General features: G+C 62.6%; 18 protein-coding genes. 11 read left to right on the top strand and 7 right to left on the bottom strand.

Annotated features, from left to right (window positions below):
• Positions 1 to 10: 10 nt before the first annotated feature.
• Positions 11 to 2,260 (top strand): acetyl-CoA carboxylase carboxyl transferase subunit alpha/beta, encoded by a 2,250-nt coding sequence (locus DAAHT2_RS02340; RefSeq protein WP_013162698.1) that lies wholly within the window; start codon positions 11 to 13, stop codon positions 2,258 to 2,260.
• Between the two features lie 149 nt (positions 2,261 to 2,409).
• Positions 2,410 to 3,060 carry a biotin/lipoyl attachment domain-containing protein gene (locus DAAHT2_RS02345; RefSeq protein ID WP_013162699.1) on the top strand — a complete coding sequence of 217 codons (651 nt, stop codon included), beginning with the start codon at positions 2,410 to 2,412 and terminating at the stop codon, positions 3,058 to 3,060.
• A 166-nt stretch (positions 3,061 to 3,226) separates the two neighbouring features.
• Here the strand turns inward: DAAHT2_RS02345 and DAAHT2_RS02350 are convergent, their stop codons facing one another.
• Both DAAHT2_RS02350 and DAAHT2_RS15190 read right to left on the bottom strand, forming a co-directional pair.
• Positions 3,227 to 3,853 (bottom strand): general secretion pathway protein GspB, encoded by a 627-nt coding sequence (locus DAAHT2_RS02350; protein ID WP_013162700.1) that lies wholly within the window; start codon positions 3,851 to 3,853, stop codon positions 3,227 to 3,229.
• Between the two features lie 23 nt (positions 3,854 to 3,876).
• A complete protein-coding gene (locus DAAHT2_RS15190; RefSeq protein WP_013162701.1) occupies positions 3,877 to 5,205 on the bottom strand; it encodes an ExeA family protein in 1,329 nt (442 codons plus the stop codon).
• 84 nt (positions 5,206 to 5,289) lie between these two features.
• On the opposite strand from DAAHT2_RS15190, the gene DAAHT2_RS02360 reads away from it, so the two are divergent.
• The gene (locus DAAHT2_RS02360) at positions 5,290 to 6,252 is read left to right on the top strand and encodes a biotin--[acetyl-CoA-carboxylase] ligase (RefSeq protein WP_013162702.1); all 963 of its coding nucleotides are present in this window, start codon (positions 5,290 to 5,292) and stop codon (positions 6,250 to 6,252) included.
• The gene (locus DAAHT2_RS02365) at positions 6,252 to 7,181 is read left to right on the top strand and encodes a glycosyltransferase family 2 protein (RefSeq protein WP_013162703.1); all 930 of its coding nucleotides are present in this window, start codon (positions 6,252 to 6,254) and stop codon (positions 7,179 to 7,181) included. The genes DAAHT2_RS02360 and DAAHT2_RS02365 overlap by 1 nt, the downstream gene beginning before the upstream one ends.
• Positions 7,182 to 7,202: 21 nt before the next feature.
• Here the strand turns inward: DAAHT2_RS02365 and DAAHT2_RS02370 are convergent, their stop codons facing one another.
• Positions 7,203 to 8,519, bottom strand: a complete 1,317-nt coding sequence (locus DAAHT2_RS02370) for an MFS transporter (RefSeq protein ID WP_013162704.1) — start codon at positions 8,517 to 8,519, stop codon at positions 7,203 to 7,205.
• A gap of 213 nt (positions 8,520 to 8,732) precedes the next feature.
• Between DAAHT2_RS02370 and fbp the strand changes: the two genes are divergently transcribed.
• The gene (gene fbp, locus DAAHT2_RS02375) at positions 8,733 to 9,767 is read left to right on the top strand and encodes a class 1 fructose-bisphosphatase (RefSeq protein ID WP_013162705.1); all 1,035 of its coding nucleotides are present in this window, start codon (positions 8,733 to 8,735) and stop codon (positions 9,765 to 9,767) included.
• Positions 9,768 to 9,795: 28 nt separating this feature from the next.
• On the opposite strand, the gene dusB is transcribed toward fbp, so the two are convergent.
• The 4 genes from dusB to leuS are packed head-to-tail and all read right to left on the bottom strand — an operon-like array spanning position 9,796 to position 15,788.
• On the bottom strand, positions 9,796 to 10,737 hold the full coding sequence (dusB, locus tag DAAHT2_RS02380) for a tRNA dihydrouridine synthase DusB (RefSeq protein ID WP_013162706.1): 942 nt from the start codon (positions 10,735 to 10,737) through the stop codon (positions 9,796 to 9,798).
• 8 nt (positions 10,738 to 10,745) lie between these two features.
• A complete protein-coding gene (gene tkt / locus DAAHT2_RS02385; RefSeq protein ID WP_013162707.1) occupies positions 10,746 to 12,737 on the bottom strand; it encodes a transketolase in 1,992 nt (663 codons plus the stop codon).
• Between the two features lie 18 nt (positions 12,738 to 12,755).
• On the bottom strand, positions 12,756 to 13,298 hold the full coding sequence (gene lptE / locus DAAHT2_RS02390) for an LPS assembly lipoprotein LptE (protein ID WP_013162708.1): 543 nt from the start codon (positions 13,296 to 13,298) through the stop codon (positions 12,756 to 12,758).
• The gene (leuS, locus tag DAAHT2_RS02395) at positions 13,299 to 15,788 is read right to left on the bottom strand and encodes a leucine--tRNA ligase (protein ID WP_013162709.1); all 2,490 of its coding nucleotides are present in this window, start codon (positions 15,786 to 15,788) and stop codon (positions 13,299 to 13,301) included.
• A gap of 235 nt (positions 15,789 to 16,023) precedes the next feature.
• Between leuS and DAAHT2_RS02400 the strand changes: the two genes are divergently transcribed.
• The 6 genes from DAAHT2_RS02400 (at position 16,024) to DAAHT2_RS02425 (ending at position 24,567) form a co-directional block, all read left to right on the top strand.
• Positions 16,024 to 16,731 (top strand): DUF5752 family protein, encoded by a 708-nt coding sequence (locus tag DAAHT2_RS02400; protein ID WP_013162710.1) that lies wholly within the window; start codon positions 16,024 to 16,026, stop codon positions 16,729 to 16,731.
• Positions 16,731 to 17,969, top strand: a complete 1,239-nt coding sequence (locus DAAHT2_RS02405) for a glycosyltransferase (protein ID WP_013162711.1) — start codon at positions 16,731 to 16,733, stop codon at positions 17,967 to 17,969. Before DAAHT2_RS02400 ends, DAAHT2_RS02405 begins: the two co-directional genes overlap by 1 nt.
• 41 nt (positions 17,970 to 18,010) lie before the next feature.
• Positions 18,011 to 20,272, top strand: a complete 2,262-nt coding sequence (gene glgX, locus DAAHT2_RS02410; RefSeq protein WP_013162712.1) for a glycogen debranching protein GlgX — start codon at positions 18,011 to 18,013, stop codon at positions 20,270 to 20,272.
• Positions 20,269 to 22,227, top strand: coding sequence for a malto-oligosyltrehalose trehalohydrolase (gene treZ, locus DAAHT2_RS02415; protein WP_013162713.1), 1,959 nt, complete (start codon positions 20,269 to 20,271; stop codon positions 22,225 to 22,227). Before glgX ends, treZ begins: the two co-directional genes overlap by 4 nt.
• A gap of 248 nt (positions 22,228 to 22,475) precedes the next feature.
• Positions 22,476 to 23,900 carry an Lcl domain-containing protein gene (locus DAAHT2_RS13710; RefSeq protein ID WP_013162714.1) on the top strand — a complete coding sequence of 475 codons (1,425 nt, stop codon included), beginning with the start codon at positions 22,476 to 22,478 and terminating at the stop codon, positions 23,898 to 23,900.
• A 109-nt stretch (positions 23,901 to 24,009) separates the two neighbouring features.
• On the top strand, positions 24,010 to 24,567 hold the full coding sequence (locus DAAHT2_RS02425) for an Lcl C-terminal domain-containing protein (protein WP_013162715.1): 558 nt from the start codon (positions 24,010 to 24,012) through the stop codon (positions 24,565 to 24,567).
• Positions 24,568 to 24,590: the final 23 nt, after the last annotated feature.

Genomic DNA, 24,590 nt, shown 5'->3' on the forward strand with positions numbered 1-24,590 from the left:
TAGACCTGTTATGGAAGACTTACGAAAACGTTTGCTCAAGGCCGAAGAGCGCATCAGTTACCTCGGCTGGATCAAGGAGGGCTCGGAATGGGCCAACCTGCCCGCCCTGCAGGAGAAGCTGCAGAGTCTGCGGGATGCCTTTTACGAGCACAGCCACGAGCACCTGGCGGAAAAAATCGGCGCCCTGGAGGAATCCCTGACTTTTCTGGAAAGTCGCTGCGAGGAGACCTTGAGCCCCATGGAACGGGTGCGGATCGTCCGCAGTCCGCTGCGGTTTTCGCTGAAAGATATCCTGGAAAACGTTTACGAGGAATATACCGAGCTGGGCGGTGAAGAAGATGCCAATATCGATCCGGCCCTGGTGGCGGCCCGGGCCAGTATTGCCCGGCGGGTCAAAAACAAGGTGGTGATGCAGCAGGTCATGGTCATCGGCCATGAAAAGGGGCACGGTGAGGAATACCGTAACGGCGGCAGCACCAAGCCCTGGGGCAACGAGAAGGCCCTGCGCTACATGCGGGTGGCGGAAACCGAAGGGATCCCCATCCACTTTTATGTTTTCACCCCGGGGGCCTTCCCCGTGGAAGAGTATCCCGGTGCCGGGCAGCAGATCGCTCGCAACCTCTACGCCATGGCCAAGTTACGAGTGCCGATGGTTGCGGTGACCTCGGAAGGGGGGTCAGGCGGGGCCGAGGCCGTGGGGATGGGTGATTTCCGGCTGATGTTTTCCCACGGCTATTATTCGGTCATTTCTCCGGAGGGGGCCGCCGCCATCGAGGGCAAGATCCGGGAAGGGGTCAAGGTGCCCAAAGACCTGCTGGAAAACTGCGCCGAGCGCCTGGCCATCACCGCCGAAGACAACCTGCGTCACGGCACCATCGATCGAATTATCCAGGAACCCCTGCTGGGGGCCAGGCGGGATGATTTTACCTTTTTCCGTCGGGTTAAAGACGAGATGATTCGGGCCACCGACGAGGTGGTGCTGAAAACCAAAAGCCTGCGGGCTTTCCGGGCCTATGAGTTGAAGATGGAAAAGGCCGGGCCCGATGATGATCTGCGGGTTTACGTTTCCTGGGAACTGGCCGATGACGAGATCGGCCGCCTGCTCCAGCACCGCTCCCGCAAATACCGCCAGATGGCGACCAAGGCCTACCGGGAACACCTGACCACCGGAGCGGCGCTGTACCGCCGGGTCGGTCGTGGGCTGGCCAAGTTTTATTACACCATTCGCTACGACGTGCTAAAAAGCCGGCACAAGCAGGTGAAGAAGGTGATGCAGGACGTCTCCGGCGAGGGCTCGGTGCTGATCAAGCAAATGTCGGCCCCCTTTACCGCGGCCTACGACTTCATCACCCGCAAGCCTGGTTCCCGCGCGACCCGTGGTTCGGCGGGATGGGGCACGAGCAGCCCGGAACAGATTGAATATGGCGAGATCTACACCTCCTCGCTGGCCAATGAAGACCGTACGGTGAGTTGCCCCAACGCCGAGCGACACGGCTGCAAGGATCTCTGGGTGCCGGATCTTTATGGCGAGTTCTGCGGGGTCTGCGAAAACTGCGGCCACCATTTTCCCCTGGAATACCAGTGGTATATGAAGCATCTTTTTGAGCCTGATTCCATCCGGGAGTTCAACGCCGACCTGGCTTCCATCAACCCGCTCTCTTTCCCCGGGTTCGACAAGAAGCTGGAGGCGGCCCGCAAAAAGACCGGCCGCCCCTGCGCCATGATCACCTTCGATGCCCGGGTAATGGGAATCGACATTGTGGTGGCCATGCTCTACAGCGATTTCCGCAATGGTACGGTGGGTGCGGCCGAGGGTGAAAAGTTTGCCCGGGCCTGTGAGATTGCCCGGATCAAGCGGCGGCCATTGCTCTCGTATGTACACACCACCGGCGGGATCAGGATTCACGAGGGCACCATGGGGGTTATTCAGATGCCCAAGTGCACCATGGCGGTGCGGGAATATATCGACTCAGGGGGCTTGTATATCGTGGTTTACGATAACAACTCCTATGCCGGGCCGGTGGCCAGCTTTCTGGGCTGTTCGCCCTACCAGTTCGCCATCCGTTCCAGCCGGCTGGGCTTTGCCGGCCCCCGGGTAATCCGCGATACCACCGGGGAAGATGTGCCGCCCGATTACCACGGTGCCCGCAGCGCCCTGAAACGGGGGCATATCCAGGGTATCTGGGACCGCCGGGACTTCCGGCGCAATCTGCACAAGTCGCTGATGACCATGGGCGGCGGTAATCTTTATTACCGGTAAACGGGCAGCAGCACCGCATCTTGCGGCGATCGAGCCGGCTCACGTACTAATGTACGCTTCGCCGTCTCGCTTGCCGCAATCTGCGGCACTGCTGCCCGTTTACCCGGTTGCCGACTGTTCTTCATTACGATTAAGGTTTGGAGTCTGTCATGCAGGAACATGATATTGATTTTGATGCCATTTTAAGCCGTTACCGGGCTGATCCTTTTGCTTACCGCGAGGTGCGGACGGCGCATACCGGCCGTTTGCGCTGCAAAGTGCGGGAGGGGGATGAGGTGGTCGGGCCTTCCGGCAAGTTTCGGCATATTCCCGGCACCCTGCTCTATGAGCTGGAAAGGGAGCGCAACCTTAAGCCGATTACTTCCCTGATCAACGGTCAGGTTGCCATGCTGCGCAGTGATCTGGAGGGCAGCTTTGTTGAGTCCGGCGAGCATGTCCTTACCATCCGACATCCCCTTAAAAAAAGGGAGATCGTGGAAGACATTCTGCGCCAGGTCCTGACCCCTTACACGGCGCCGGAAAAGGCCAAATACTTCTTTTCCCTGGAGCTGCAGTCCCGGATCGATAAATACGGCCAGCGCTCGGTGAGCATTAAACCCGGCGATGAGATTCTTACCATGTCGTTGATGAAGCGCGACACCCCGGTCTATTATGACGGCGAGCCGGGGATCATTCACTCGGTTTATTTCAAGCCCGGGGTCAGCGTCGACCAGGGTGAACCGCTTTTTGGGGTCTGTCCCAAGGAGAAGTTGCCCCTTATCGAGAAGATTATCACCCGCGTCAAGGCCGAGTGGGAATAAACGTAAGCGAACAGCCGTGCCGCAGGTTCGGGCAAGCAGCCAGGTGCAGCGTACCCCCTGTACGTAAGCCTGGCTGATCGCCCGAAGATGCGGCACGGCTGCTCGCTTACGGTTCGTTAAACCACCAGGTTAGTAGTGCCTCTGGTGCACGGTTACGAATAAATTCTCAGCGGGGCAGGTGGAAGGGCTGGTCCTGGTGTGACAGTTCCACGCCGTCGGGGGTGATTTTGTCCAGTTTCAGATTGCCGGGCAGGCGGTCTCCTTCCTGATACTGGCGGCCGCCGACCACGATGAAGCGGCGCTGGTGATTTTCCGAATAGACATGCACTTGCAGGGTGGGCGGGCTGATCTGCTGCCGCACCGCTGCCGGCAGGTCGCTGAACTTGGGCGGCGCGGCGTCGGGTTGGGGCGGTGGCGCAGTGGCCGGGGCCGGAGCTGGGTCGGCGGCAGTGGTCGCTTCCGCAACTTCATTGGCTGTGGCGGCTGGTGGCTTCGCGGCTGCTTCAGGAGCCGGGGCCGCTGGTTGTTCCTGGTTTTTTGGCGGAGCGGGGTCGTCGGCCGCTGCGTGTTGCTCGCTTTTCCGCTCCAGCAGGCCGGGGCCGGGTTGCGTGAGCACCAGGTAGCCCAGCACCCCGAGCAGCAGCAGCGCGTTGAGCAACAGGATCGGCACCAGGCGGGAGCGGGCCGGTTTGCCCGCAGTCGTCGGGCTCTCCTGCTGGGTTTCCAGGCTGGGAACCTTGCCCAGGTCCCGCTCCCGTTGAGATTTTTTCAGGGCTTCAAGGATATAAGACATAGCTTAACTTTCCTGGCCGGGGCTCACTCGGTTTTTTTATTGGGTGCTTGGCGGTTGAAGTCTGCGGTGCCGGGTGGCGGCAGGTCGACCAGTGAGCGCCGCAGTTGACGCCAGGTTTGGGGGCCGACAATACCGTCGGCCTCCAGGCCGTGGGCGGCCTGGAAGTTGCCGACCAACTCGGCCAACTCGGCGTCGAAGTAATCGGCACCGCTGGCGGTGGCCGCCAGGGTGGCTGCCGCCCTTTCCTCCTCGTGGCCGCTCAACTCCGCCGCCAACTGTTGCAAAAGAAAGCGCAATTGTCGTACTTCCGGCCCCTGGTCGCCTTCCTGCAGCAGTTCGCCGGGCAGTAGCGGCGGCCACAGGATCTCCTGGGGGATGGTGGTTTCCCCGGGTTGTTTCGGGGGGGCGAGCGGCAGTTGTTCCGGCAGCAAGCGGTAAGTCAGCAGGCCTGCGGGCAGCAGGGCCAGCAGCAGGATGGCGGCCAGCAGGCGGCGGCGCAGGGTCGGAGCGGCCAGCAAACGGCGCCAGCGTTCGGGCAGGTTGCTTTCGTGCTGCACCTCCCGGGCGGCCCGGCGCAGAATGGCGGCATCGACCTCGTTGCGCTCCTCGACGTAAGCACCCAGCAGGGCCCGGTCGCAAATCACGTTGATCAGCCGCGGAATGCCGCCACTGAGCCGGCACAAAGTTTTCAGGGCGCCGGCGGTGAAGAGCGACCGGCTTACCCCCGCCACCAGCAGCCGATGCCGCACGTAGGCCACGGTTTCCTCCGGGCTCAAAGGGCCCAGATGGTAGCGGGCGGTGATGCGCTGGGCCAGTTGGCGCAGCTCAGGCCGGGTCAGGATTTCCCGCAGTTCCGGTTGCCCCAGCAGGGTGATTTCCAGCAGCTTGCTTTCGGAGGTTTCCAGGTTGGTCAGCAGGCGGATCTGCTCCAGCACCTCGGGGCTGAGATTCTGGGCCTCGTCGATGACCAGCACCGTCCGCCGGCCGGCGGCATGGCTTTGCAACAGATGGTCATTGAGGGCGCCGACCAGGGTACGGAGGCTGGTGCAGCCGGCGGGATAGCTGATCTGCAGCTCATCGCAGACGGCGGCCACCAACTCCACCGCGTCCAGGCGCGGGTTGAGGATCAGCGCCAGGTCGACCTCGGGGGGCAGTTGCTCCAGCAGGCTGCGGCACAGGGTGGTCTTGCCGGTGCCAACCTCGCCGGTCAAAAGAACAAAACCGCCGCCCTCACTTACCCCGTAAAGCAAATGGGCCAAGGCTTCGCGATGCCGGGCGCTGAGGTACAAAAAGCGCGGATCGGGGGTGATGGAAAACGGTTTGTGGTTGAAGCCGAAGTGTCGTTCGTACATAATAGCAAACTACTGGTTACCTTGAACAGCTTGTTTCGTCAAGATTTTCCTGAGTTGCATGGTAAATATCAACGAGGCCGAAAAGTGACCGATACCGTAACTGCCGCCACCCCGGCGGCGACTGCTTTGCCCCCGCCGTCATTGGTGGCACTGGTGGAGCAGATGAGCGCCGGGGAAAAAGAGTGCCGCCGGGATTTTGCCGAGGCGGCGGCCGATGAGATCCTGGCCTACGGGGCGGTGGTGGGCGCCGCAGTTGAGCTTTTCCAACGCCGGGACCGCTGCATGGATTACGCCCGGGCGTTGATCCGGGAGTATGAACAGGCGGGGCGCGCTTTTCCCAGCGGGCAGGTTTTTATTGCCCGGGAGCTGGCCGCCGGCAAGGGGCGTTTCGACCGCAGCTGGCACGCCCCGGCCGGCGGGCTGTGGCTTACCCTGGTGCTGGTCAACACCCTGCTGCCCCAGCACGGCCGGTTTTATTCCCTGGCGGTGGGGGTGGCCTGTGCTGAGACCTTGCACTCCTTTGGGGTGCCGGCGAAGATCAAATGGGTCAACGATATCCTGCTGGATAACCGCAAGCTGGCCGGCACTTTGATTGAAACCGATCGGGGTCTGCACGGGGCCGAGGAGTATGTGTTGATCGGCATCGGCATCAATGTTAACAACGATTCTTTCCCGCCGGAACTGCACGGCCTGGCCGGGGCGATGAAGGATTATCTGGGCCGGGAAATCCCGTTGGAGGTGGTGGCGGCCCGGCTGCTTAGCAAGTTGCGCTGGAACATCGGTTTGCTGCACTACGCCGAGGCCCGGCAACTGGCCGAGGAAGGTGACACCGGCGAGCCGCCGCTTAACCATCCGCTGCTGCAGAGCTGGCGGCAGCTCAGCGACACCATCGGCCGCCGGGTGATGTTCGGCTTTGATATCCAGCGCCGGCCCCAGTACGAAGCGGTGGTGGAAGATATCGAGCCCTCCGGCGGTCTGGTGTTGCGCCATCTGGCCGACGGGGCGCAGATCATCGAACACGCCGGCGAGATAATTTACCTGGACTGATGAACGACGAATTTCCGCCGGTCAGTGTTATTATTCCCACCTATAATCGGGCCGACTTCCTCGATGGGGCCATGGCCTCGGTGCTGGCGCAGAATTATCCCTGCTTTGAACTGCTGGTGGTGGATGACGGCTCCCGCGACCAGACCGCCGAGGTGGTGGCCGCCTGGCAGCGCCGGTTGGCGGCGAAAACCGATGAACCCGCCGACAGCAGCGTGGATTCGCGCCCTGGTGAAGCCATGACCAGGTTGCTTCCGGCGCCGGGCAGCCGCCCCAGCTTAAGATATCTCCGCCAGGAAAATCGCGGCCCGGCGGCGGCCCGTAACCTGGGCATTAAAGAGGCCCGCCACGACCTGCTGGCCTTTCTCGATTCCGACGACCGCTGGCGGCCCGGCAAGCTGGCCGCCCAGGCCGGGGCCATGGCCGCCCGGCCGGAATTTCTGCTCTCCCACACCGAAGAGATCTGGTGGCGTAACGGCCGCCGGCTGAACCAGAAAAAGCGGCACCGCAAGCAAGGCGGCGAGCTTTTTGCCCGCAGCCTGGAGTTGTGTGTCATCGGTATGTCCACCGTTATGGCCCGCCGCCGGTTGTTCGAGGCTGTCGGCATGTTCGACGAAAACCTGCCCTGCTGTGAAGACTACGACCTCTGGCTGCGCCTTACTGCCCGCCACCCCGTCCTCTACTTGGAGCAACCGCTAACGGAAAAACATGGCGGCCGGCCGGATCAGGTTTCGGTGCAGTACCGGGTGGGGATGGATCGTTTCCGCATTCAAGCCATTGGCAAGCTGCTGCAAGACGGTGCCTTGACTCGGGAGCAAACGGCCCTGGCCCAGCAGGAGTTGCAGCGAAAATGCCTTATTTACGGTGAGGGTTGCCTGAAGCACGGGCGGCAGCAGGAGGCGAGTCACTACCTCAAGCTGGCCAAGCGTTAAGCAGGAGTACCCCGTGATCGCTCACTCCTCCCGCAGTCGCCGCTTGGCGTGGATGGTCCAGAAAACGCCGGGTACCAGGAAGCAGAGGGCCAGCACCATGGTCACCCGGCGGGGGTCGATCCCATGGTCCAGGGCAGCTCCGGTGAGGTAGGTGGAAATACTTAGAATCATGGTTACCAGGGCCATTTCGGTGGCGAACACCCGGCCCCGGTACTGGTCTTCCACCGCCTTTTGCAGCAGGGTGGTGCTGAAAACCCACTGCACCGAGCCGCCGATATGCCCCAGCAGCACAAAGAGTGCCGCCCAAGCCAGGGTCGGCGAGAGGCTGAAGGCCAGGTAGGAGAGGCAGCCCATGAAGAAGGCCAGGCCGATGGAGCGATACATGTCCCGGTTGCTCTCCCCCAGCAGGCGCCAGGCCAGAATGGGGCCGATGGCCGCACCAATCCCCCGCATACTGTAAAGCACACCGCTGCCGCCGCCCTGGCCGCCGACCTGAAAAACCTGTTCCCCGAAGATAGCCAGCATCACCAGCAGCCCGCCGGAGATCGCCCAGCCGCTTTTCACCATCAGCAGCGCCGCCACTTGGCGATGGCCGGCCAGGTAGCGGATTCCAGCCGTTAAATCGTTAAGCCCGGTGTAATCCCGCCAGGTGTTTTTGCCGGTTTTTTTACGGGCCACATGGGGCAGCACCACGCTGGCCAGCAGGGCGGCGGAAACGGCGAAGGTGAGGGCGTCCAGCACGATGGCGGTCTGCCAACCCCAGGCGGCGGTGACCAGCCCGCCCAGGGCTGCCCCGACGGCCAGCATCACCGACCAGGTGGCCCCGGACAGGGCGTTGGCCAGGTGCAGCTCTTCGGGGCGGCAGACGTTGGGCACCGAGGCCCGCCGGGCCGGATCGTAAAAGGACCACAGGGTTTCCTGGATCAGGGCCAGCACAAACACCAGCCAGACCAGTTCGGCGTCGCGGACCAGCAGAAAGCCCAGCACCACGAAGATGCGGCCCACATCGCAGAAGATCATGATCGCCTTGCGGGAAAAACGATCCGCCACCACCCCGGCCGCCGGGGCCAGGATGGCGGTGGGCAGGTACTTGGCAATCAGAAACCAGCTCACCGCCACGCCGCTGCCCACCAGCTCATTGAGCAGGACAAAAACGGCGATATAGTTGAACCAGTTGCCCATCTGGCTGACCACCCCGGCCAGCCAGAAGCGCAGGTAGTTTTTATTGCCTTTGAATAAAATAACGTAGGAACGCCACTCCCCGGCGGGCAGATGGGGGCGGCTGAGGTCGGGGCCGTTCTGGGCGGCTGCGTTGGCGGTTGGTTCGGGAGTGGGCATCGCGCCAGAATGGGATTTTTCGCCGACGCTGTCAAGCCGGTTTTTGTCTCGATTGGGTTGTGGCCGGGGGTTATTGGCCACAAGACTATGCTGTTGCCCGTAGTTTTTGTTTGACCGGGTTTGCCATCTTGCTTAAGGTATGGGGCGATAAGTTGTAACCCGTGCCGCCCAACGGCATCGGCGCCTAACCTAAAAAAAGGAGTGATAATCGCGATGAGCAGACCACTGGGAATTACGGTAAGCCGCCATATCATGGACAGCCAGAGGTTGCACCCCGAGGCCACCGGTGATCTCACCGGTTTGCTGAACGAGTTGATCGTGGCGGCCAAGACCATCTCGGCCGAGGTCAACATGGCGGGGTTGGCCGATATCCTGGGAATGAGCGGCAAGACCAATATCCAGGGCGAGCATGTGCAGAAACTCGATGAGTTTGCCAACAACACCATCAAGCGGCGCATGGCCCGCTGCGGTTATCTCTGCGCCATGACCTCGGAAGAGGAGGCCGACATCATCCCGGTGGCGGAGGGTTACGAGGGCAAATACACCCTGGCCTTCGATCCTCTGGACGGCTCATCCAATATCGATGTCAATGTCAGCATCGGCACCATCTTTTCCATCCACCGCCGCTTTACCCCCGACGGCGGCCCGGGGGAGGAGGTCGATCTGCTGCAGCCCGGCAAAAAACAGGTGGCCGCCGGTTATATCATCTACGGCTCCAGCACCATGCTGGTCTTCACCACCGGCGACGGGGTGCACGGCTTTACCCTGGACCCCAGTGTCGGCGAGTTCTATCTTTCCCACCCCGATATCCGGATCCCGGAAAAGAGCAAGTATTTCAGCATCAACGAGGGTAACTGGCATTACTGGCAGGAGCCGGTGCGCCGCTACCTGGAATATCTCAAGGCGGAGGACAAGGCCACCGGCCGGCCCTACAGTGCCCGCTACATCGGTTCCATGGTGGCGGATTTTCACCGCAACCTGATCGCCGGCGGCATCTTTCTCTACCCCAGGGACAGCAAGGATCAGACCAAGACCTACGGCAAGCTGCGGCTGCTCTACGAAGCGGCGCCGCTGGCCATGGTGGTGGAACAGGCCGGTGGCAAGGCGGTGACCGACGACGGGCGGTCGATCCTCGACATGGCCCCGGAGGATTTGCACCAGCGGGTGCCGGTGGTGATCGGCAGCGCCCGGGACGTTGATACCTTCCTCCAGTTCATGAACGATACGCCCGTTAAACCGGCCGGTTAGAGCCATTGGTGAATGCTTGCCTCGTAATCTACCCTAATCTTTGCAGCAATCCGGCCAGCGCCGCCGGGTTGACCGCCTCGTAGATCTCTTTGCGGATTGCCGCCCCTCCCGGTACCCCTTTGAAATAGCGGCCGATCTGGTTGTTGATCCGGGACGGGTGGTGGTGGGGGTGGTATTGCTGCAAAAGCTCCAGGTGGCGCCGGGCGGCGGCCAGCCGCCGGGGCAGGGTGGGGGAGGTTGGGAAGTCGGGGGAGAAGACCCAGGGAGCGCCGATGGCGCCCCGCCCGATCATGACCCCGTCGCAGCCGGTGTTGGCCATCATGGCCACGGCCTCTTGGTGGCAAGTCACGTCGCCGTTGCCGATCACCGGCACTTTTACCGCCTGTTTCACCGCCGCGATTAACCGCTGGTCGGCCCGGCCGCTGAAACCGTCGCTCCAGGTCCGCCCGTGCACGGTGATCGCCGCCGCCCCGCAATCCTCACAGCGCCGGGCAAATTCCGGGGCGGTGATACGCTGATGATTCCAGCCGGTCCGGATCTTCACCGTCACCGGCAACTCGGTGGCTTTGACCACCGCCGTAACAATGGCCGCCGCCAGCTCAGGCTGGCGCATCAGGGCGGCACCGGCGCCTTTCTTCACCACCTTCTTCACCGGGCAGCCCATATTGATGTCGATACCATCAATGGGCAGCCGGCTCAAAATCGCCGCCGCCTGGCCCATCACCTCCGGTTCAGCCCCGAAAAGCTGCATGATCACCGGCCTCTCCGCCGGCACCGTGGCCAGCAGCTCCAGGGTGCTGGGCTGTTGCCGGACCAGACCGTGGCAACTGATCATCTCCGAATAGCAGAGCCCCGCCCCATACTCCCGGCAGAGCAGGCGAAAGGCCAGGTCGGAAAAACCAGCCAAGGGCGCGGCAATCAGCGGGGAAGCCGGGGCTATGGGTCCGATTTGCAGGGTTTGCTCGTTCACCGATTTTTTTATAAGCGGGCCGCAGCCTCCGCCACTTTTTCCACGGTGAAGCCGAACAGTTTAAACAACTCCCCGGCCGGGGCCGACTCGCCAAAGCGGTCCAGGCCGATTACCTGCCCCTTGCGGCCCACATACTTGTACCAACCGGTGGTGCAACCGGCTTCGATGGCGATCCGTTTGCTCACCGCGTCGGGCAGTACCTGCTGCTGGTAGGCCTCATCCTGGGCCTCGAAAACCTCCACGCAGGGCAGGGAAACCACCCGGGTGGGGCGGCCTTGTTGGTTCAACTGCTCGGCGGCGGCCACCGCCAACTCCACCTCCGAGCCGGTGGCCATGATGATCAGTTCCGGGGTGGTGTCACAGTCGCGCAAAACGTAACCGCCCCGGGCGATGGCAGCGCTCTGTTCGGCGCTACGCTCCTGGTGGGGCAGCCCCTGGCGGGAGAGCAGCAGGGCGCTGGGGCCCTCTTTTCTCTCCACCGCCTGCTGCCAGGCCACCGCCGTTTCCACCGCGTCGCAAGGGCGCCAGACGTTGAGGTTGGGAATCAGCCGCAGGGAGCTGGTTTGTTCAATGGGCTGGTGGGTGGGGCCGTCCTCGCCCAGGCCGATGGAGTCGTGGGTCAGCACGAAGAGTGCCCGCTGTTTCATCAGGGCGGCCATGCGGATGGCGTTGCGGGCGTAGTCGCTGAAGATCAGGAAAGTGGCGGTGTAAGGAATAAAACCGCCGTGCAGGGCCAGGCCGTTGCCGATGGCCACCATGGCGAACTCCCGCACCCCGAAGTAGATATAGTTGCCGGCCTGATCTTGCTTGATGTCCTTGCTGCCGCTCCAGATGGTGAGGTTGGAGCCGGCCAGGTCGGCGGAACCGCCGATCAGTTCCGGCAGCAGCGGCCCGTAGCCTTCCAGGGCCAGTTGCGAGGCCTTGCGGCTGGCCACCTTGGCCGCCTTGGCTTCGCTCTCGGCGATAAAGGCTTGCGACTTGGCCGCCCAGTCGGCGGGCAACTCCCCGGCCAGCCGGCGTTTCAACTCAGCCGCCGCTTCCGGGTGGGCCTGTTGGTAAGCGGCCAGCTTTTCCTGCCAGGCGGCCTCCGCCTGGCCGCCGCGCTCACGGGCGTTCCAGCCGGCGTAAATTTCCGCCGGAATCTCAAAAGGGCCGTGGGGCCAGTCCATCTCGGCCCGGGTCAGGGCGATCTCTTCTTCGCCCAGCGGGGCGCCGTGGCAGATTTCCTTGCCCTGCTTGTTGGGCGAGCAGCAGCCGATGATGGTCTTGCAGCAGATCAAAGTCGGTTTGGCCTGCTCGGCCCGGGCCTCGTTGATGGCCGCTTTGATCGCTTCCGGGTCGTGGCCGTCCACCTCGGCGATCACCTTCCAGCCGTAGGCGGCGAACCGGCCCGGGATATCCTCGGTGAACCAGCCTTCCACTTCGCCGTCGATGGAAATCCCGTTGTCATCGTAGATGGCGATCAGCTTATTGAGCCCCAGGGTGCCGGCCAGCGAGCAGGCCTCGTGGGAGATGCCCTCCATCATGCAGCCGTCACCCAGGAAGACGTAGGTGTGATGGTCGACGATTTCGTGGCCGGGCCGGTTGAACTGGGCGGCCAGGGTCCGTTCGGCGATGGCCATGCCCACGGCGTTGGCAATGCCCTGGCCCAGCGGCCCGGAGGTGGTCTCCACCCCCGGGGTGTAACCGTACTCGGGATGGCCCGGGGTTTTGGAGTGGAGCTGGCGAAAATTTTTGATCTCTTCAATCCCCAGGTCATAGCCGCTCAAATGGAGCACCGAGTAAAGCAGCATGGAGCCGTGGCCGTTGGAGAAAACAAAGCGGTCGCGATCGGGCCAGGCCGGGTTGCCGGGGTTGTGCTTTAAAAAATCGTTCCACAGCACTTCGGCGATATCAGCCATGCCCATGGGGGCGCCGGGGTGGCCGGAATTGGCTTTCTGGACGGCGTCCATGCTCAAAGCACGAACCGCATTGGCAAGTTGGTGGCGGGTGGGGGCCATTTTCTCCTCCTGCTTTTTTTACTGGTTGCGAGTCAAACTGCGTAAAACACGTAAGTATACCTGTTCAGCCAGGTTGTCCACCAGGTTGTGCAGGGCCTGGCGCTTGTTGGCGTCGTTCTGGCTGATGCTGTCACTGAGGTTGTAAGTCTCTTCCAGCTTGATGCTGGGGTTTTGCCATACTATGCGGCCGCTGGCCCGTTCGGTGAGGGTGGCGCCGGCGTCCATAATGGCGGTTAGTGAACGGGCGGCACTGGTGGTATCGTAGGAAAAACCGGGGTAACGCACCGAGTTGATCCGGCCTTCCAAAACGTAATCCGCTGCATCTTCATCGGCCACCAGGATAATCCGGGCCGACTGGGCCAGCCAGTCGTTGATGGCATTATGGGCCTGGACTTCCAGGGCCAGTTCGCTGGTGGCATTGCGCCACATGGGGGCGTATATCGGCACCGGCGGCAGATCGCGCACCTCGGGCAGCACATTGGGGTTGTGATAGCCGCAGGCGGTCAGGCCGAGCAACAGCGCCAGGCAGGCTGTTAGTGTGCTAATTTTAAGAATGTGCATTCAGATCACGATATTGACCAGCTTGTCCGGCACCACGATGATCTTGCGCACCGGGGTGTCGCCGACAAAGCTTTGGACCTTGTCGTCGGCCAGGGCCATTTCCTTCAACTGCTCTTCCGGGGTGCCCGGCGTCACCTGCAGCCGGCCGCGAACCTTGCCCCTGACCTGCACCACCACGGTGATCTCCTCTTCTTTGGCTGCCTCCGGGTCGAACTGGGGCCAGCCCTGGCGGTCCAGTGCTTCTGCCTGGCCCAGCTCTTCCCACAGCTCGGCGCAGAGGTGCGGCACCATGGGGAAGAGCAGGGTGAGCATGGTCTGCACCGCCTGGCGGTTCACCGCCGGCTGCGGTTGCTTGTCGGCTTGGGCGGCATTGAGGGAGAAGAGGGTGTTGCTGAGTTCCATCACTGCGCTGATGGCGGTATTGAACTGGAAGGAGTTGTCGATGTCCTGGCTCACCTTGCGGATGGTCTGGTGAGTTTTACGGTGCAGGGTCCGGTCGGCTTCGCCAAGGTCGGCCGGCAGCTCTTCGCCGGCGGCCCGCAGCATCTCCCGGTTATCCAGCACAAAACGGTGAATCCGGCTCAAGAAGCGGAAGGCACCTTCAACCCCCTGGTGGTTCCATTCCAGGTCCCGCTCCGGCGGGGCCGCAAAGAGGCTGAAGAGGCGCACCGTATCGGCCCCGTACTGTTCGATCAGCTCGTTGGGGTCCACCACGTTGCCCTTGGACTTGCTCATCTTGGCGCCGTCTTTAATCACCATCCCCTGGGTGAGCAGGTTGGTGAAGGGTTCGTCGATGGAGAGGTAGCCCAGATCCCGCAGCACCTTGGTGAAGAAGCGGGAGTAAAGCAGATGCAAAATGGCGTGCTCCACCCCGCCGATGTACTGGTCCACCGGCAGCCAGTAGTCGGCGGCTGGTTTGTGTAATGGTGCATCGTGACTGTCCGGGCAGGTGTAGCGGGCGAAGTACCAGGAAGACTCCATGAAGGTGTCCATGGTGTCGGTTTCCCGCCGGGCCGCACCACCGCAGGCGGGGCAGGCGGTGTTGATAAAGCTCTCCAGAATATGCAGCGGCGATTTGCCGGCCTGATCGAAGTTGACATCGGTGGGCAGCACCACCGGCAACTGCTCTTCCGGCACCGGCTGCACCCCGCATTTTTCGCAATGGATGATGGGGATGGGGGCGCCCCAGTAACGCTGGCGGGAAATGCCCCAGTCCCGCAGGCGGTAAGTGATTCGGCTGCGGCCCACCCCCAGCTCTTCGGCCCGGGCGGTGATGGCCGCCTTGGCCGCTTCGTGGTCCAGGCCGGAGAAATCGCCGGAATCGGCCAATACCCCCGGGCCTTCGTGGGCTGCGGTCATGGTGGCGCCGTCGAGTTTTTCCCCGTCGGGGTGAACCACCGGCACCACCGGCAGGTCGTACTGGCGGGCAAACTCGAAATCCCGCTGGTCGTGGGCCGGCACTGCCATCACCGCTCCGGTGCCGTATTCCATCAGGACAAAGTTGGCGGCGTAGATGGGCAGTCTGGCCCCGGTAAAAGGATTTAAGCAGTAGCCGCCGGTAAAGATCCCTTCCTTGGGGGGCTCTTCCCCGGCCGCCAGGCGCCGGCGGGCAGCCTGGGTGCGTTGCACGAAATCGTTGATCTCCGTCTCCCGTTCACTGCCCCGACTCAGTTCGGCCACCAGCGGATGTTCCGGGGCCACCGACATGAAGGTGGCGCCGAAGACGGTATCCGGCCGGGTGGTGAAGATGGTCAGCTTGTCATCACTACCTTCGATGGAGAATTCCAACTCCGCCCCGGTGCTTTTGCCGATCCAGTTGCGCTGCATGGTCAGCACCTTTTCCGGCCAGCCGGGCAGGCGGTCGCAGCCGGCCAGCAGCTCTTCGGCATAGGCGGTGATTTTCAGGAACCAGCCCTGCATCTGGCGGGGGGTCACCGCTTGGTCGCAGCGCCAGCAGGCGCCGTTTATCACCTGCTCGTTGGCCAGCACCGTCTGGCAGGTCTCGCACCAGTTGACGGTGGTGAGCTTGCGGTAGGCCAGCCCCTTGTTAAGCATCTTCAGAAAAAAGAGCTGCTCCCAGCGGTAATATTTCGGGTCGCAGGTGGCCAGTTCCCGGTCCCAGTCGTAGCTCAGCCCCAGGCGCTGGAGTTGGCCGCGCATGTAGTCGATGTTTTCAAAGGTCCATTTGGCCGGGTGGGTGCCGTGCTTGATGGCGGCGTTTTCCGCCGGCATCCCGAAGGCGTCCCAGCCCATGGGGTGGATCACGTTGTCGCCGCACATCCGCCGGTAGCGGGCCACCACGTCGCCGATGGTGTAGTTGCGCACATGACCCATGTGGATACGGCCCGAGGGGTAGGGGAACATCTCCAGGACGTAATATTTTTTGCGGCTGCCATCGGCCTCGACCTGCCAGGTCTTGCCGGCCAGCCAGCGGTCGCGCCATTTTTCTTCAATGACGGCGAAATCGTAACGGTTTTGCGGAGTGCTCATGATCACTTACTTTAGTTTGGCTGAAGAAGAGATGTTGGGGGCAAAAAGCCGGGTTCACAAGATCATGGTCTTTTACCTGACCGCAACCAAAAAAACAACCGTATCCTGATCCGCTCTCCAGCCGGTGTTTACTATCTGCTTGACAAGCTCTTCCTGTCGGCCTGATACTGCTGGTAGTGAAGATGCCCGACGTTCCGTCGGCCATGGTTGTTCATTTCTTGCCGGGAGCCTGCTTATGGTTGCCTCTGTCACCCCCCAAGTGTCCGCGTCCCGTCAGCCTTTTGCGCTCAAGGACTGCTCTCTGATCGCCATTGCCACCGGCCGCAAGGCCTTTACCCTGGCCGAGCTTCGCGACCACCTGAAGGATGTAACCCTGGACAGCGTTTATCATCACTTCTGGGGCGGGTTGCTGGGGGCCCGTTTTGAGGAGCGGGAGTTCAATAACGACTTTGCCGCCTGGTGCCGCCACCACCTGTATGAGTTGGAGCTGGCCGAGCAACTGGCGGTGGTGGACCCCGGCGAGCACCGGGAACTGGAAGGCCTGCGCCGGGAGGTGCTGGATATAATTGATGAACGGCTGGACAGCAGTGAACTTGCGCATTGGCGGCGGGCCCCGCGACCATTTGAATTTATCCGCTCGCAACTGGTGATTTTTGCCACCGGTAAAACCCTGCAGCAGCCGACGGACTTGGCCGCGGTGCTTCCTGAGATCTCCACCGGTTCGGTGTTTTACCACTTTATCGATTCCCGCCGTCGCCTGGAAGATGGTGGGGATGACTTCAGCTTCTGGCTGGCCGGTTTCGGCGATGAATACCAGGAATTGCGCAACAGCCTGGATAATATCGATCCCTTTTTTGCCAGCCTGAGCCAGGTGCGGGATGATCTGGCGCGCCTATGCCGGGAACACTGTGGGATAAACGCTCACGACAGGAGTAAGGGATAATGAAAGAGATGCTGGCAGCCTATGCCGAGGTTGTGGGGCAGGATGTAATCGCCCATCTGCAGCAGTTGTCCCGGCCCCTGCAGGGGATGAAGGTGGTGCATGTCAACTCCACCCGGGTGGGCGGCGGGGTGGCGGAGATCCTGGAAAAGCTGGTGCCGCTGAGCAACGAACTGGGAATTGACACCAGTTGGGAGGTGATCAGCGGCAATGAGGAGTTTTACCGCTGCACCAAGGCCATGCACAACGGGCTGCAGGGCCACCGGGCGCCCATCGCCGACTCCCTGTTGCAGGCCTATGAAGAGGCCAACCGGGAAAACGCCGACCAGCTGCGGGAGCAACTGGAGGCGGCGGATTTCGTTTTTATCCACGACCCCCAGCCCGCCCCCCTGCTGGGGTTGTGCCCCAACCGCCGGGGGCGCTGGATCTGGCGCTGCCACATCGACGCCAGCCGCCCCTACCGGCCGCTCTGGCGCTACCTGCGCAACCATATCGCCCCTTACGACGCCAGTGTCTTCTCCCTGCCGGACTTTACCCAGGCCCTGCCCCATCCCGAATACATCATTCCCCCCAGCATCGACCCCTTAAGCGACAAAAACATTGAATTGCCAGAGGCCGAAATCGACCGGGTGCGCCGGGAGTTTGCCCTGGACCCGGACCGGCCCATGGTCTTGCAGGTTTCCCGCTTTGACCGCTTCAAGGACCCGGTGGGGGTTATCGAGGCCCATCGCCTGGCCCGCAAGTTCGTCCCCGACCTGCAACTGGTGCTGGCCGGCGGCACCGCCACCGACGACCCGGAAGGGGAGGCGGTGCTGCAGGAGGTGCGCCAGGCCGCCGGTGACGATCCCGACGTCAAGGTGCTGCTGCTGGCGCCGGATGCCCACCGCACCATCAACGCCCTGCAACGGGCGGCGGATATCGTGATCCAGAAATCCACCAAAGAGGGGTTCGGGCTGACGGTCACCGAAGGGCTGTGGAAGGGCAAGCCTGTGATCGGTGGCGACACCGGCGGCATCCGCCTGCAGGTGGTCAACTACCATACCGGTTTCCTGGTCGGCACCCCCCAGGGGGCGGCCTTGCGGATTCGTTACCTGCTCTACCGCCGCGACCGGATGGCGGAAATGGGGGAGAAGGCCCGCCAGTTCGTGCGGGAAAATTTCCTGCTCACCCGTCACCTGAGGGAATATCTGGCCCTGATCGTCGGCCTGCTGCACCAGGCCGAATACCGGATCGAGTTGTGAGGCGATAAAACATCATAAAAGGGCGCCGAGGGGCCAAGAGCATGAACAACCAGCAAGTCGCGGTCTGGCCGGGGCAACCCTATCCCCTGGGAGCAACCTGGGACGGCCTGGGGGTAAATTTTGCCCTCTTCTCGGAAAATGCCACCAAAGTTGAATTGTGCCTTTTTGACCAGCGGGGTCGCCAAACCGCCTGCCTGGAACTTAAGGAACAGACCGATCAGATCTGGCACTGTTATCTGCCCCAGGCGCGACCAGGCTGGCTGTATGCCTACCGGGCGCACGGCCCCTACGCGCCGGAAGAGGGACACCGCTTCAACCCCGCCAAGCTGCTGCTGGACCCCTACGCCAAGGACCTGGCCGGCGATCTGCGCTGGCATGACGCCCTGTTCGGCTACCGGATCGGTGGCCGCAAAGAAGACCTGGCGCCGGATCGCCGGGACAGCGCCCGGTATCTGCCCAAATGCCGGGTTATCGACCCCGCCTTCACCTGGGGGGATGACCGGCCGCCGGCCACCCCCTGGCACGACACGGTGATCTACGAGTTGCACGTCAAGGGTTTTACCAAACTGCTGCCGCAAATCCCCGAGCAGTTGCGCGGCACCTACGCCGGGCTGGCCAGTGAGCCGGCCATCGATTACCTCCGCCGCCTGGGGGTCACCGCCGTGGAACTGATGCCGGTGCACGCCCTGGTGGATGAACGCCACCTGGTGGACCGGGGCCTGCGCAATTACTGGGGCTACAATACCATCGGTTTTTTCGCCCCGGACAAACGTTACAGCGCCGCCGCCGGGGTCAATGAATTCAAAAGCATGGTCAAGGCCCTGCATGCCGCCGGCATCGAGGTGATCCTGGATGTGGTCTACAACCACACCGCCGAGGGCAACCAGCTGGGGCCGACCCTGGCCTTCCGGGGCATCGACAACCGCGCCTACTATCGCCTGGAGCCGGACAACCTTCGCTATTACCGCGACTACACCGGCTGCGGCAATACCCTGAACATGCAGCATCCCCGGGTGCTGCAGTTGATCATGGACAGCCTGCGCTACTGGGTACTGGAGATGCACGTGGACGGCTTCCGCTTCGACCTGGCCTCGGCCCTGGCCCGGGAACTGCACGAGGTGGACCGGCTGGGGGCCTTTTTCGATATTATCCACCAGGACCCGGTGCTCTCCCAGGTCAAGCTGATCGCCGAGCCCTGGGACCTGGGGGAGGGCGGTTACCAGGTGGGCAACTTCCCGGTGGGCTGGACCGAATGGAACGGCCGTTACCGCGACGAGGTCCGTTCGTTCTGGAAAGGCGAGGGCGGCGCCATCGGCGATCTGGCCTACCGGCTCACCGGCTCCAGCGACCTCTACGAGCGGGGCGGCCGCCGGCCTTACGCCAGCATCAACTTCATCACCTGCCACGATGGCTTCACCCTGCGCGACCTGGTGAGCTACAACGACAAGCACAACGAGGCCAACGGTGAAGACAACCGGGATGGAGAAAGCCATAACCGGAGCTGGAACTGTGGCGCCGAAGGCCCCACCGACGACGCGGAAATCAACGCCCTGCGAGTTCGCCAGCAGCGCAACATGCTGGCCACCCTGCTGCTTTCCCAGGGGGTGCCCATGCTCTGCGCCGGGGATGAATTCGGCCGCAGCCAGCAGGGTAACAACAACGCCTACTGCCAGGACAATGAAATAAGCTGGCTTAACTGGGAGCTGGATGAAGAACAGCAGGGGCTGCTGGCCTTTACCCGGCGGCTGCTGCAACTCCACCGCCGCCACCGGGTTTTCCGCCGCCAACATTTTTTTCAGGGCCGTAGCCTGAAAGGCTCGGAGGTCAAGGATATCGTCTGGCTGACCCCCGGCGGCAGTGAGATGAGCGACGAGGAGTGGAGCCAGGACTTTGCCCGCTGCCTGGGCCTTTTTCTCGCCGGCCAGGTCATGGTCGAAGAGGATGAACGGGGCCGGCCGATGTATGACGATTCCTTCCTGCTGCTGATCAACGCTCACCACGAGGAAATTCCCTTTACCATCCCCGACTTGCCGCCGGCCAAGCTCTGGCAGGTGGAACTGGACACCTTCTGGCCCGGCGGCGAAGAGCCGGCCTCCGGGCGCTTTCTGCGCCCCGGCGAACAATTTCCCCTGGCGGCCCGCTCGCTGGCTCTGCTGGTGGCCCAACCCAGATACGTGAACGTCCAGCAGCACCACATCTTTGGGCGATCGGCCAAGCTTGCGTACCCGGGGTACGCGGCGCCCGGCCGCTTGCCCGAATCTGCGGCACTGCTGAACGTTCACGGTGATTTGCGCAAGAAATGATGCAGCGCTGTTATGACACGCCTTTTGGCGCCGCCTGCTTGCCCGGCGGCGGGGTGCGTTTCCGGCTTTGGGCGCCGGCGGCGAAGAAGGTGGAACTGTGCCGTTTGGCCGGTCCGACAACCGCCGCCGCCCACTCGGAAGAGATGTTTAATTTGCACTCGGCCTGGTGGCGGGAAAGTATTGCGGGTGGCGATTTGGTGGAGGTTGCCGTGATGCAGACGGTAGGGGAGGGCTGGTTCGAGCTGGTTGCCCCCCGGGCTGCCGCCGGTGATTTTTACTGTTACCAGATCGACGGCGATTTGCTGGTGCCGGACCCGGCCTCCCGCTGCCAGCCCGGCGGGGTGCACGGCCCCAGCCTGGTAATCGATCCCGCCGCCTGGCCCTGGCAGGACCGGCAGTGGCCGGGGCGGCCCTGGGAAGAGGCGGTGCTGTATGAGCTGCATGTGGGCTGCTTTACCCCCGAAGGTACTTGGGCCGCGGTTGAACCACGGCTGGATTACCTGGCCGAACTGGGGGTTACCGCCCTCTCCCTGATGCCCCTGGCCACTTTCCCGGGACAGCGCAACTGGGGTTACGACGGGGTATTGCCCTTTGCCCCGGCTTCCCCCTACGGCGAGCCGGCCGCCTTGAAAAGCCTGGTGCAAAGCGCCCATGCCCGGGGGCTGATGGTCCTGCTGGATGTGGTCTACAACCATTTCGGTCCCGAAGGCAACTATCTGCACGCCTACGCCCCGCAATTCTTCACCCGGCGACACCGGACCCCTTGGGGAGAGGCCATCAACTTCGACGGTCGGGAAAGCCACTGGGTTCGCCGTTTTTTCATCGACAACGCCCTTTACTGGCTTCTGGAATACAATTTCGACGGCCTGCGGCTGGACGCGGTGCACGCCATCTACGATGATTCCCAGCCCCATTTTTTACAGGAACTGGCCGCCGAAGTTGCGCGATGTTGCGAACCGCCGGCGGTTGACGATAAATCGGCAAGCTACCGCCCCCGGCACCTGATCCTGGAAAACGACGCCAACCAGGCCCGTTTCCTGGCCCCGGCGGCGGCCCGATCACCGCTTGCGGCGCCCCCTGGTGAGCGTTCCCCCTGCCATTACACCGCCCAGTGGAACGACGACTGGCACCACGCCGCCCATGTTTTGCTAACCGGCGAAAAGGAAGGCTATTACGTCGATTATGCCGACCAACCCCTGGCCCACCTGGGCCGTTGCCTCAGCGAGGGGTTTGCCTACCAGGGCGAACCATCCCCCTTTCGCGTCGGCCTCCGCCGAGGCGAGCCCAGCCGGGCGCTGCCGGCCACCGCCCTGGTAAATTTTCTCCAGAACCACGACCAGATCGGCAACCGCGCCCTGGGCGAGCGGCTAACCGCACTGGCCCCGCCGGCCCCCCTGCGCGCCCTGACCGCCATCCTGCTGCTTGCCCCCTCCCCCCCCTTGCTCTTCATGGGCCAGGAGTGGGGCGCTGCCACTCCCTTCCTCTTCTTTGCCGATTTCGGCCCCGAGCTGGCCCAACAGGTCACCGAAGGCCGCCGCCACGAGTTCGCCGCCTTCCCGGCCTTCGCCACCCCGGAACAACAGCACTTAATTCCCGACCCCGCCGACCCCGCCACCTTCACCGCCAGTAAACTGGCCTGGGAAGAACAGCAAAACCCGGACCACCAGGCCTGGCTAACCCTGCACCGCAACCTGCTGGCCCTGCGCCACCGGGAAATCATCCCTTTACTGCCGCACCTGGCCCCCGGCGCCGCCGAATATAAAATTTTTGGTGCTTCAGCTCTGCAGGTAAGCTGGCCGCTGGTGGGGAAGCAAAACCTGTTGGTGCTGCAGGCCAATCTGGGCGACGTCACGGCGGGAGTCCCGGAGATGGCTGGCAGGCAGTTGTTCAACCTGGCAGACTGCGGCGAGCCGGGCCGCCTCCCCACTTGGTCGGTGTGCTGGTTGGTGGTTTAGCCAAACATGCAGTAAAAGCCACGGTTAGGCGCGGTTCTAAAGTGAGGGAAAATCTCCTTTTTTTAGACTTGACGTTTAACTTTTAATTGTTCGATAATTAACTCATCTTGTGGGCGGCTGTTGTTACTATGCCTGGCGATAAAGTCTTGATGGTTTTGTAAATTACAGCTTGCTTGAAGGCCGTTTGGTAGAACAGTCAGCCGCGCGAACGGGGCCGGCCCAATTCTTAAAGAGGGGGATCGGGGCTTATGGCTTGTCTTTTGCGACCAATCAATCAATCGGCATCGTCTTATGCTGACCACCTGAAAAGCGCTCTGCTGCTGCTGCTGCTGATTCTGTCCCTGGCTGGCTGCAGTGGCGGTGGCGGTGGCGGCTCCACCAAAAAATATACGGTTAGCGCCACGGCCGGCGACGGGGGGAGCATCAGCCCGGGCAGCCAGAGCGTGGCGCGTGGTACCACCGCCAGTTTCACCGTTACCCACGAGAGTGGCTACAGTATCGACTCGGTAAGTGGTTGCGGTGGTAGCCTGAGCGGCAACATCTACACCACCGGGGCGATCAGTGCAGCCTGCACGGTAACAGCCACTTTTGCGCCCGGCGGCCCGGCACCCGCTCCGGCACCCGCTCCTGCACCCGACCCGGCACCCGCTCCTGCACCCGCCCTGGCGGCGCCGGAAGATGTGGTGGCCACCGCCGGTTACAGGCTGGGCCTGGGTACCATCGAGATTTCCTGGTCGGCGGTTACCAATGCCACCGGCTACCGGGTTTACTGGGGAGAAGAATCCGGCGTCCATCCCGAGACTGCCACGGTCACCGAGACTTCCCATCAGCTCACCAATCTGACCCCAGACCAGACCTATTACCTGGTGGTGGCCGCCACCGCCCCAGGTGGCACCGGCCCGGCCAGCGTCGAGGTCTCCGCCACCCCGGAAACCCCGGTCGTTACCCAGAACATCCTCAACGACACCGGGATCTACTGGTGGGCGGATGGCAGCACAAATTTCCTGGAAGAGCCGCAGGCCGACTACCCTGGCCAGGATGCCGACTTCGGTCGCGACGCCGAAGCCCGCGAGGGGGCGCTGGCCAAGGTGGGCGGCGGGGCCGCCGGCTTCGATTTCACCCGGCTGGGGGCGAATGGCGAACCCCTGGCCATCCAGGATGCCACCTGGTCCGATGCCGGCGACGAGGCCTCCGGCACCCGCTGGTCATGTGTCCGCGACAACCGCACCGGCCTGATCTGGGAAATCAAGGTCAACGACGCCAGCCACCTGCGCCATAAGGGCCACACTTACACCTGGTACAACTCAGACGGGACCGTCAACGGCGGCAGTACCGGCACCGCCAATGGCGGCTCCTGCATTGACGAGGCCAACTGCGACACAGAAAAATTCATCGCCGCGGTCAATAGCACCGGCCTCTGCGGGGCCGACGACTGGCGGCTGCCGAACCGGCAGGAACTGATGTCGATTGTTCATAACGGCCGCTACTCTCCGGCCATTGATCCCGACTATTTCCCCAACACGCCTTTGATCTGGCTCTGGTCGTCTTCGACCCGCGCCAAAGCGGCCGGCGACCACGACAACGCGTGGAAAGTCGAATTCAAAAACGGCGATGTCTACTGGGACAACAAGGGCTCCGACCTCGGGGTTCGGTTGGTGCGCGCGGGACAGTGACTTTGGTTTTTTAAGGTCTTGTGGTGAATCATCCGGTTCTGGTTAACCCGGCTGGCCGTCGTGACCTGACCACAGTCGGATTTCCCACAACTTGCAGGAGAATGATGCTATGAAGCGAAAGATGGTTTTGCTTTTTGCCCTGATCCTGATTGCCCCGCCGGCCACCTGGGCGGGGGCGGTGGCTAACTGCACCGATGAAAACAGTGCGGTGACCACCACGCCCACTGCAGATTTCCACGATAACGAAGATGGCACAGTGACCCACAAACCCACCGGCCTGGTCTGGATGCGTTGCAGCCTGGGCCAGAGTTGGGACAGCAACGCGGGCATCTGTGCCGATACCGCTAACAGTTACAACTGGCAGCAAGCCCTGGCAGCCGCCCAGAGCCTGAACAGCGAAGGATACGCCGGTCAGAGCGACTGGCGGCTGCCCAACAAGAACGAACTGGCCTCCATTGTCGAGGAGCGCTGCTGGTCTCCGGCCATTAATTTCGTTATTTTTCCCAACACCCCTGCAGCCGGGTTTTGGTCGTCTTCGCCAGACGCCGAGCCGTCCAGCGACGGCTGGTACAGGAGCGGCTGGGGGGTCAACTTCGACGACGGCAGTGTCATCTGGAACTTTAAGGCCGCCAGCGGCAAAGTCCGGTTGGTGCGTTCGGAACCGTGACTTTGGGCCGCGCAGCGGCCTTG

The organism is Desulfurivibrio alkaliphilus AHT 2, from assembly GCF_000092205.1.
GTDB classification, from domain to species: Bacteria; Desulfobacterota; Desulfobulbia; order Desulfobulbales; family Desulfurivibrionaceae; genus Desulfurivibrio; species Desulfurivibrio alkaliphilus.

Bases quoted from the DNA above. Each gene is read 5' to 3' on its own strand.
- DAAHT2_RS02340 (WP_013162698.1), top strand. From the start codon at position 11: ATGGAAGACTTACGAAAACGTTTGCTCAAGGCCGAAGAGCGCATCAGT.
- DAAHT2_RS02345 (WP_013162699.1), top strand. From the start codon at position 2,410: ATGCAGGAACATGATATTGATTTTGATGCCATTTTAAGCCGTTACCGG.
- DAAHT2_RS02350 (WP_013162700.1), bottom strand. From the start codon at position 3,853: ATGTCTTATATCCTTGAAGCCCTGAAAAAATCTCAACGGGAGCGGGAC.
- DAAHT2_RS15190 (WP_013162701.1), bottom strand. From the start codon at position 5,205: ATGTACGAACGACACTTCGGCTTCAACCACAAACCGTTTTCCATCACC.
- DAAHT2_RS02365 (WP_013162703.1), top strand. From the start codon at position 6,252: ATGAACGACGAATTTCCGCCGGTCAGTGTTATTATTCCCACCTATAAT.
- DAAHT2_RS02370 (WP_013162704.1), bottom strand. From the start codon at position 8,519: ATGCCCACTCCCGAACCAACCGCCAACGCAGCCGCCCAGAACGGCCCC.
- fbp (WP_013162705.1), top strand. From the start codon at position 8,733: ATGAGCAGACCACTGGGAATTACGGTAAGCCGCCATATCATGGACAGC.
- tkt (WP_013162707.1), bottom strand. From the start codon at position 12,737: ATGGCCCCCACCCGCCACCAACTTGCCAATGCGGTTCGTGCTTTGAGC.
- lptE (WP_013162708.1), bottom strand. From the start codon at position 13,298: ATGCACATTCTTAAAATTAGCACACTAACAGCCTGCCTGGCGCTGTTG.
- leuS (WP_013162709.1), bottom strand. From the start codon at position 15,788: ATGAGCACTCCGCAAAACCGTTACGATTTCGCCGTCATTGAAGAAAAA.
- DAAHT2_RS02400 (WP_013162710.1), top strand. From the start codon at position 16,024: ATGGTTGCCTCTGTCACCCCCCAAGTGTCCGCGTCCCGTCAGCCTTTT.
- DAAHT2_RS02405 (WP_013162711.1), top strand. From the start codon at position 16,731: ATGAAAGAGATGCTGGCAGCCTATGCCGAGGTTGTGGGGCAGGATGTA.
- glgX (WP_013162712.1), top strand. From the start codon at position 18,011: ATGAACAACCAGCAAGTCGCGGTCTGGCCGGGGCAACCCTATCCCCTG.
- treZ (WP_013162713.1), top strand. From the start codon at position 20,269: ATGATGCAGCGCTGTTATGACACGCCTTTTGGCGCCGCCTGCTTGCCC.
- DAAHT2_RS13710 (WP_013162714.1), top strand. From the start codon at position 22,476: ATGGCTTGTCTTTTGCGACCAATCAATCAATCGGCATCGTCTTATGCT.
- DAAHT2_RS02425 (WP_013162715.1), top strand. From the start codon at position 24,010: ATGAAGCGAAAGATGGTTTTGCTTTTTGCCCTGATCCTGATTGCCCCG.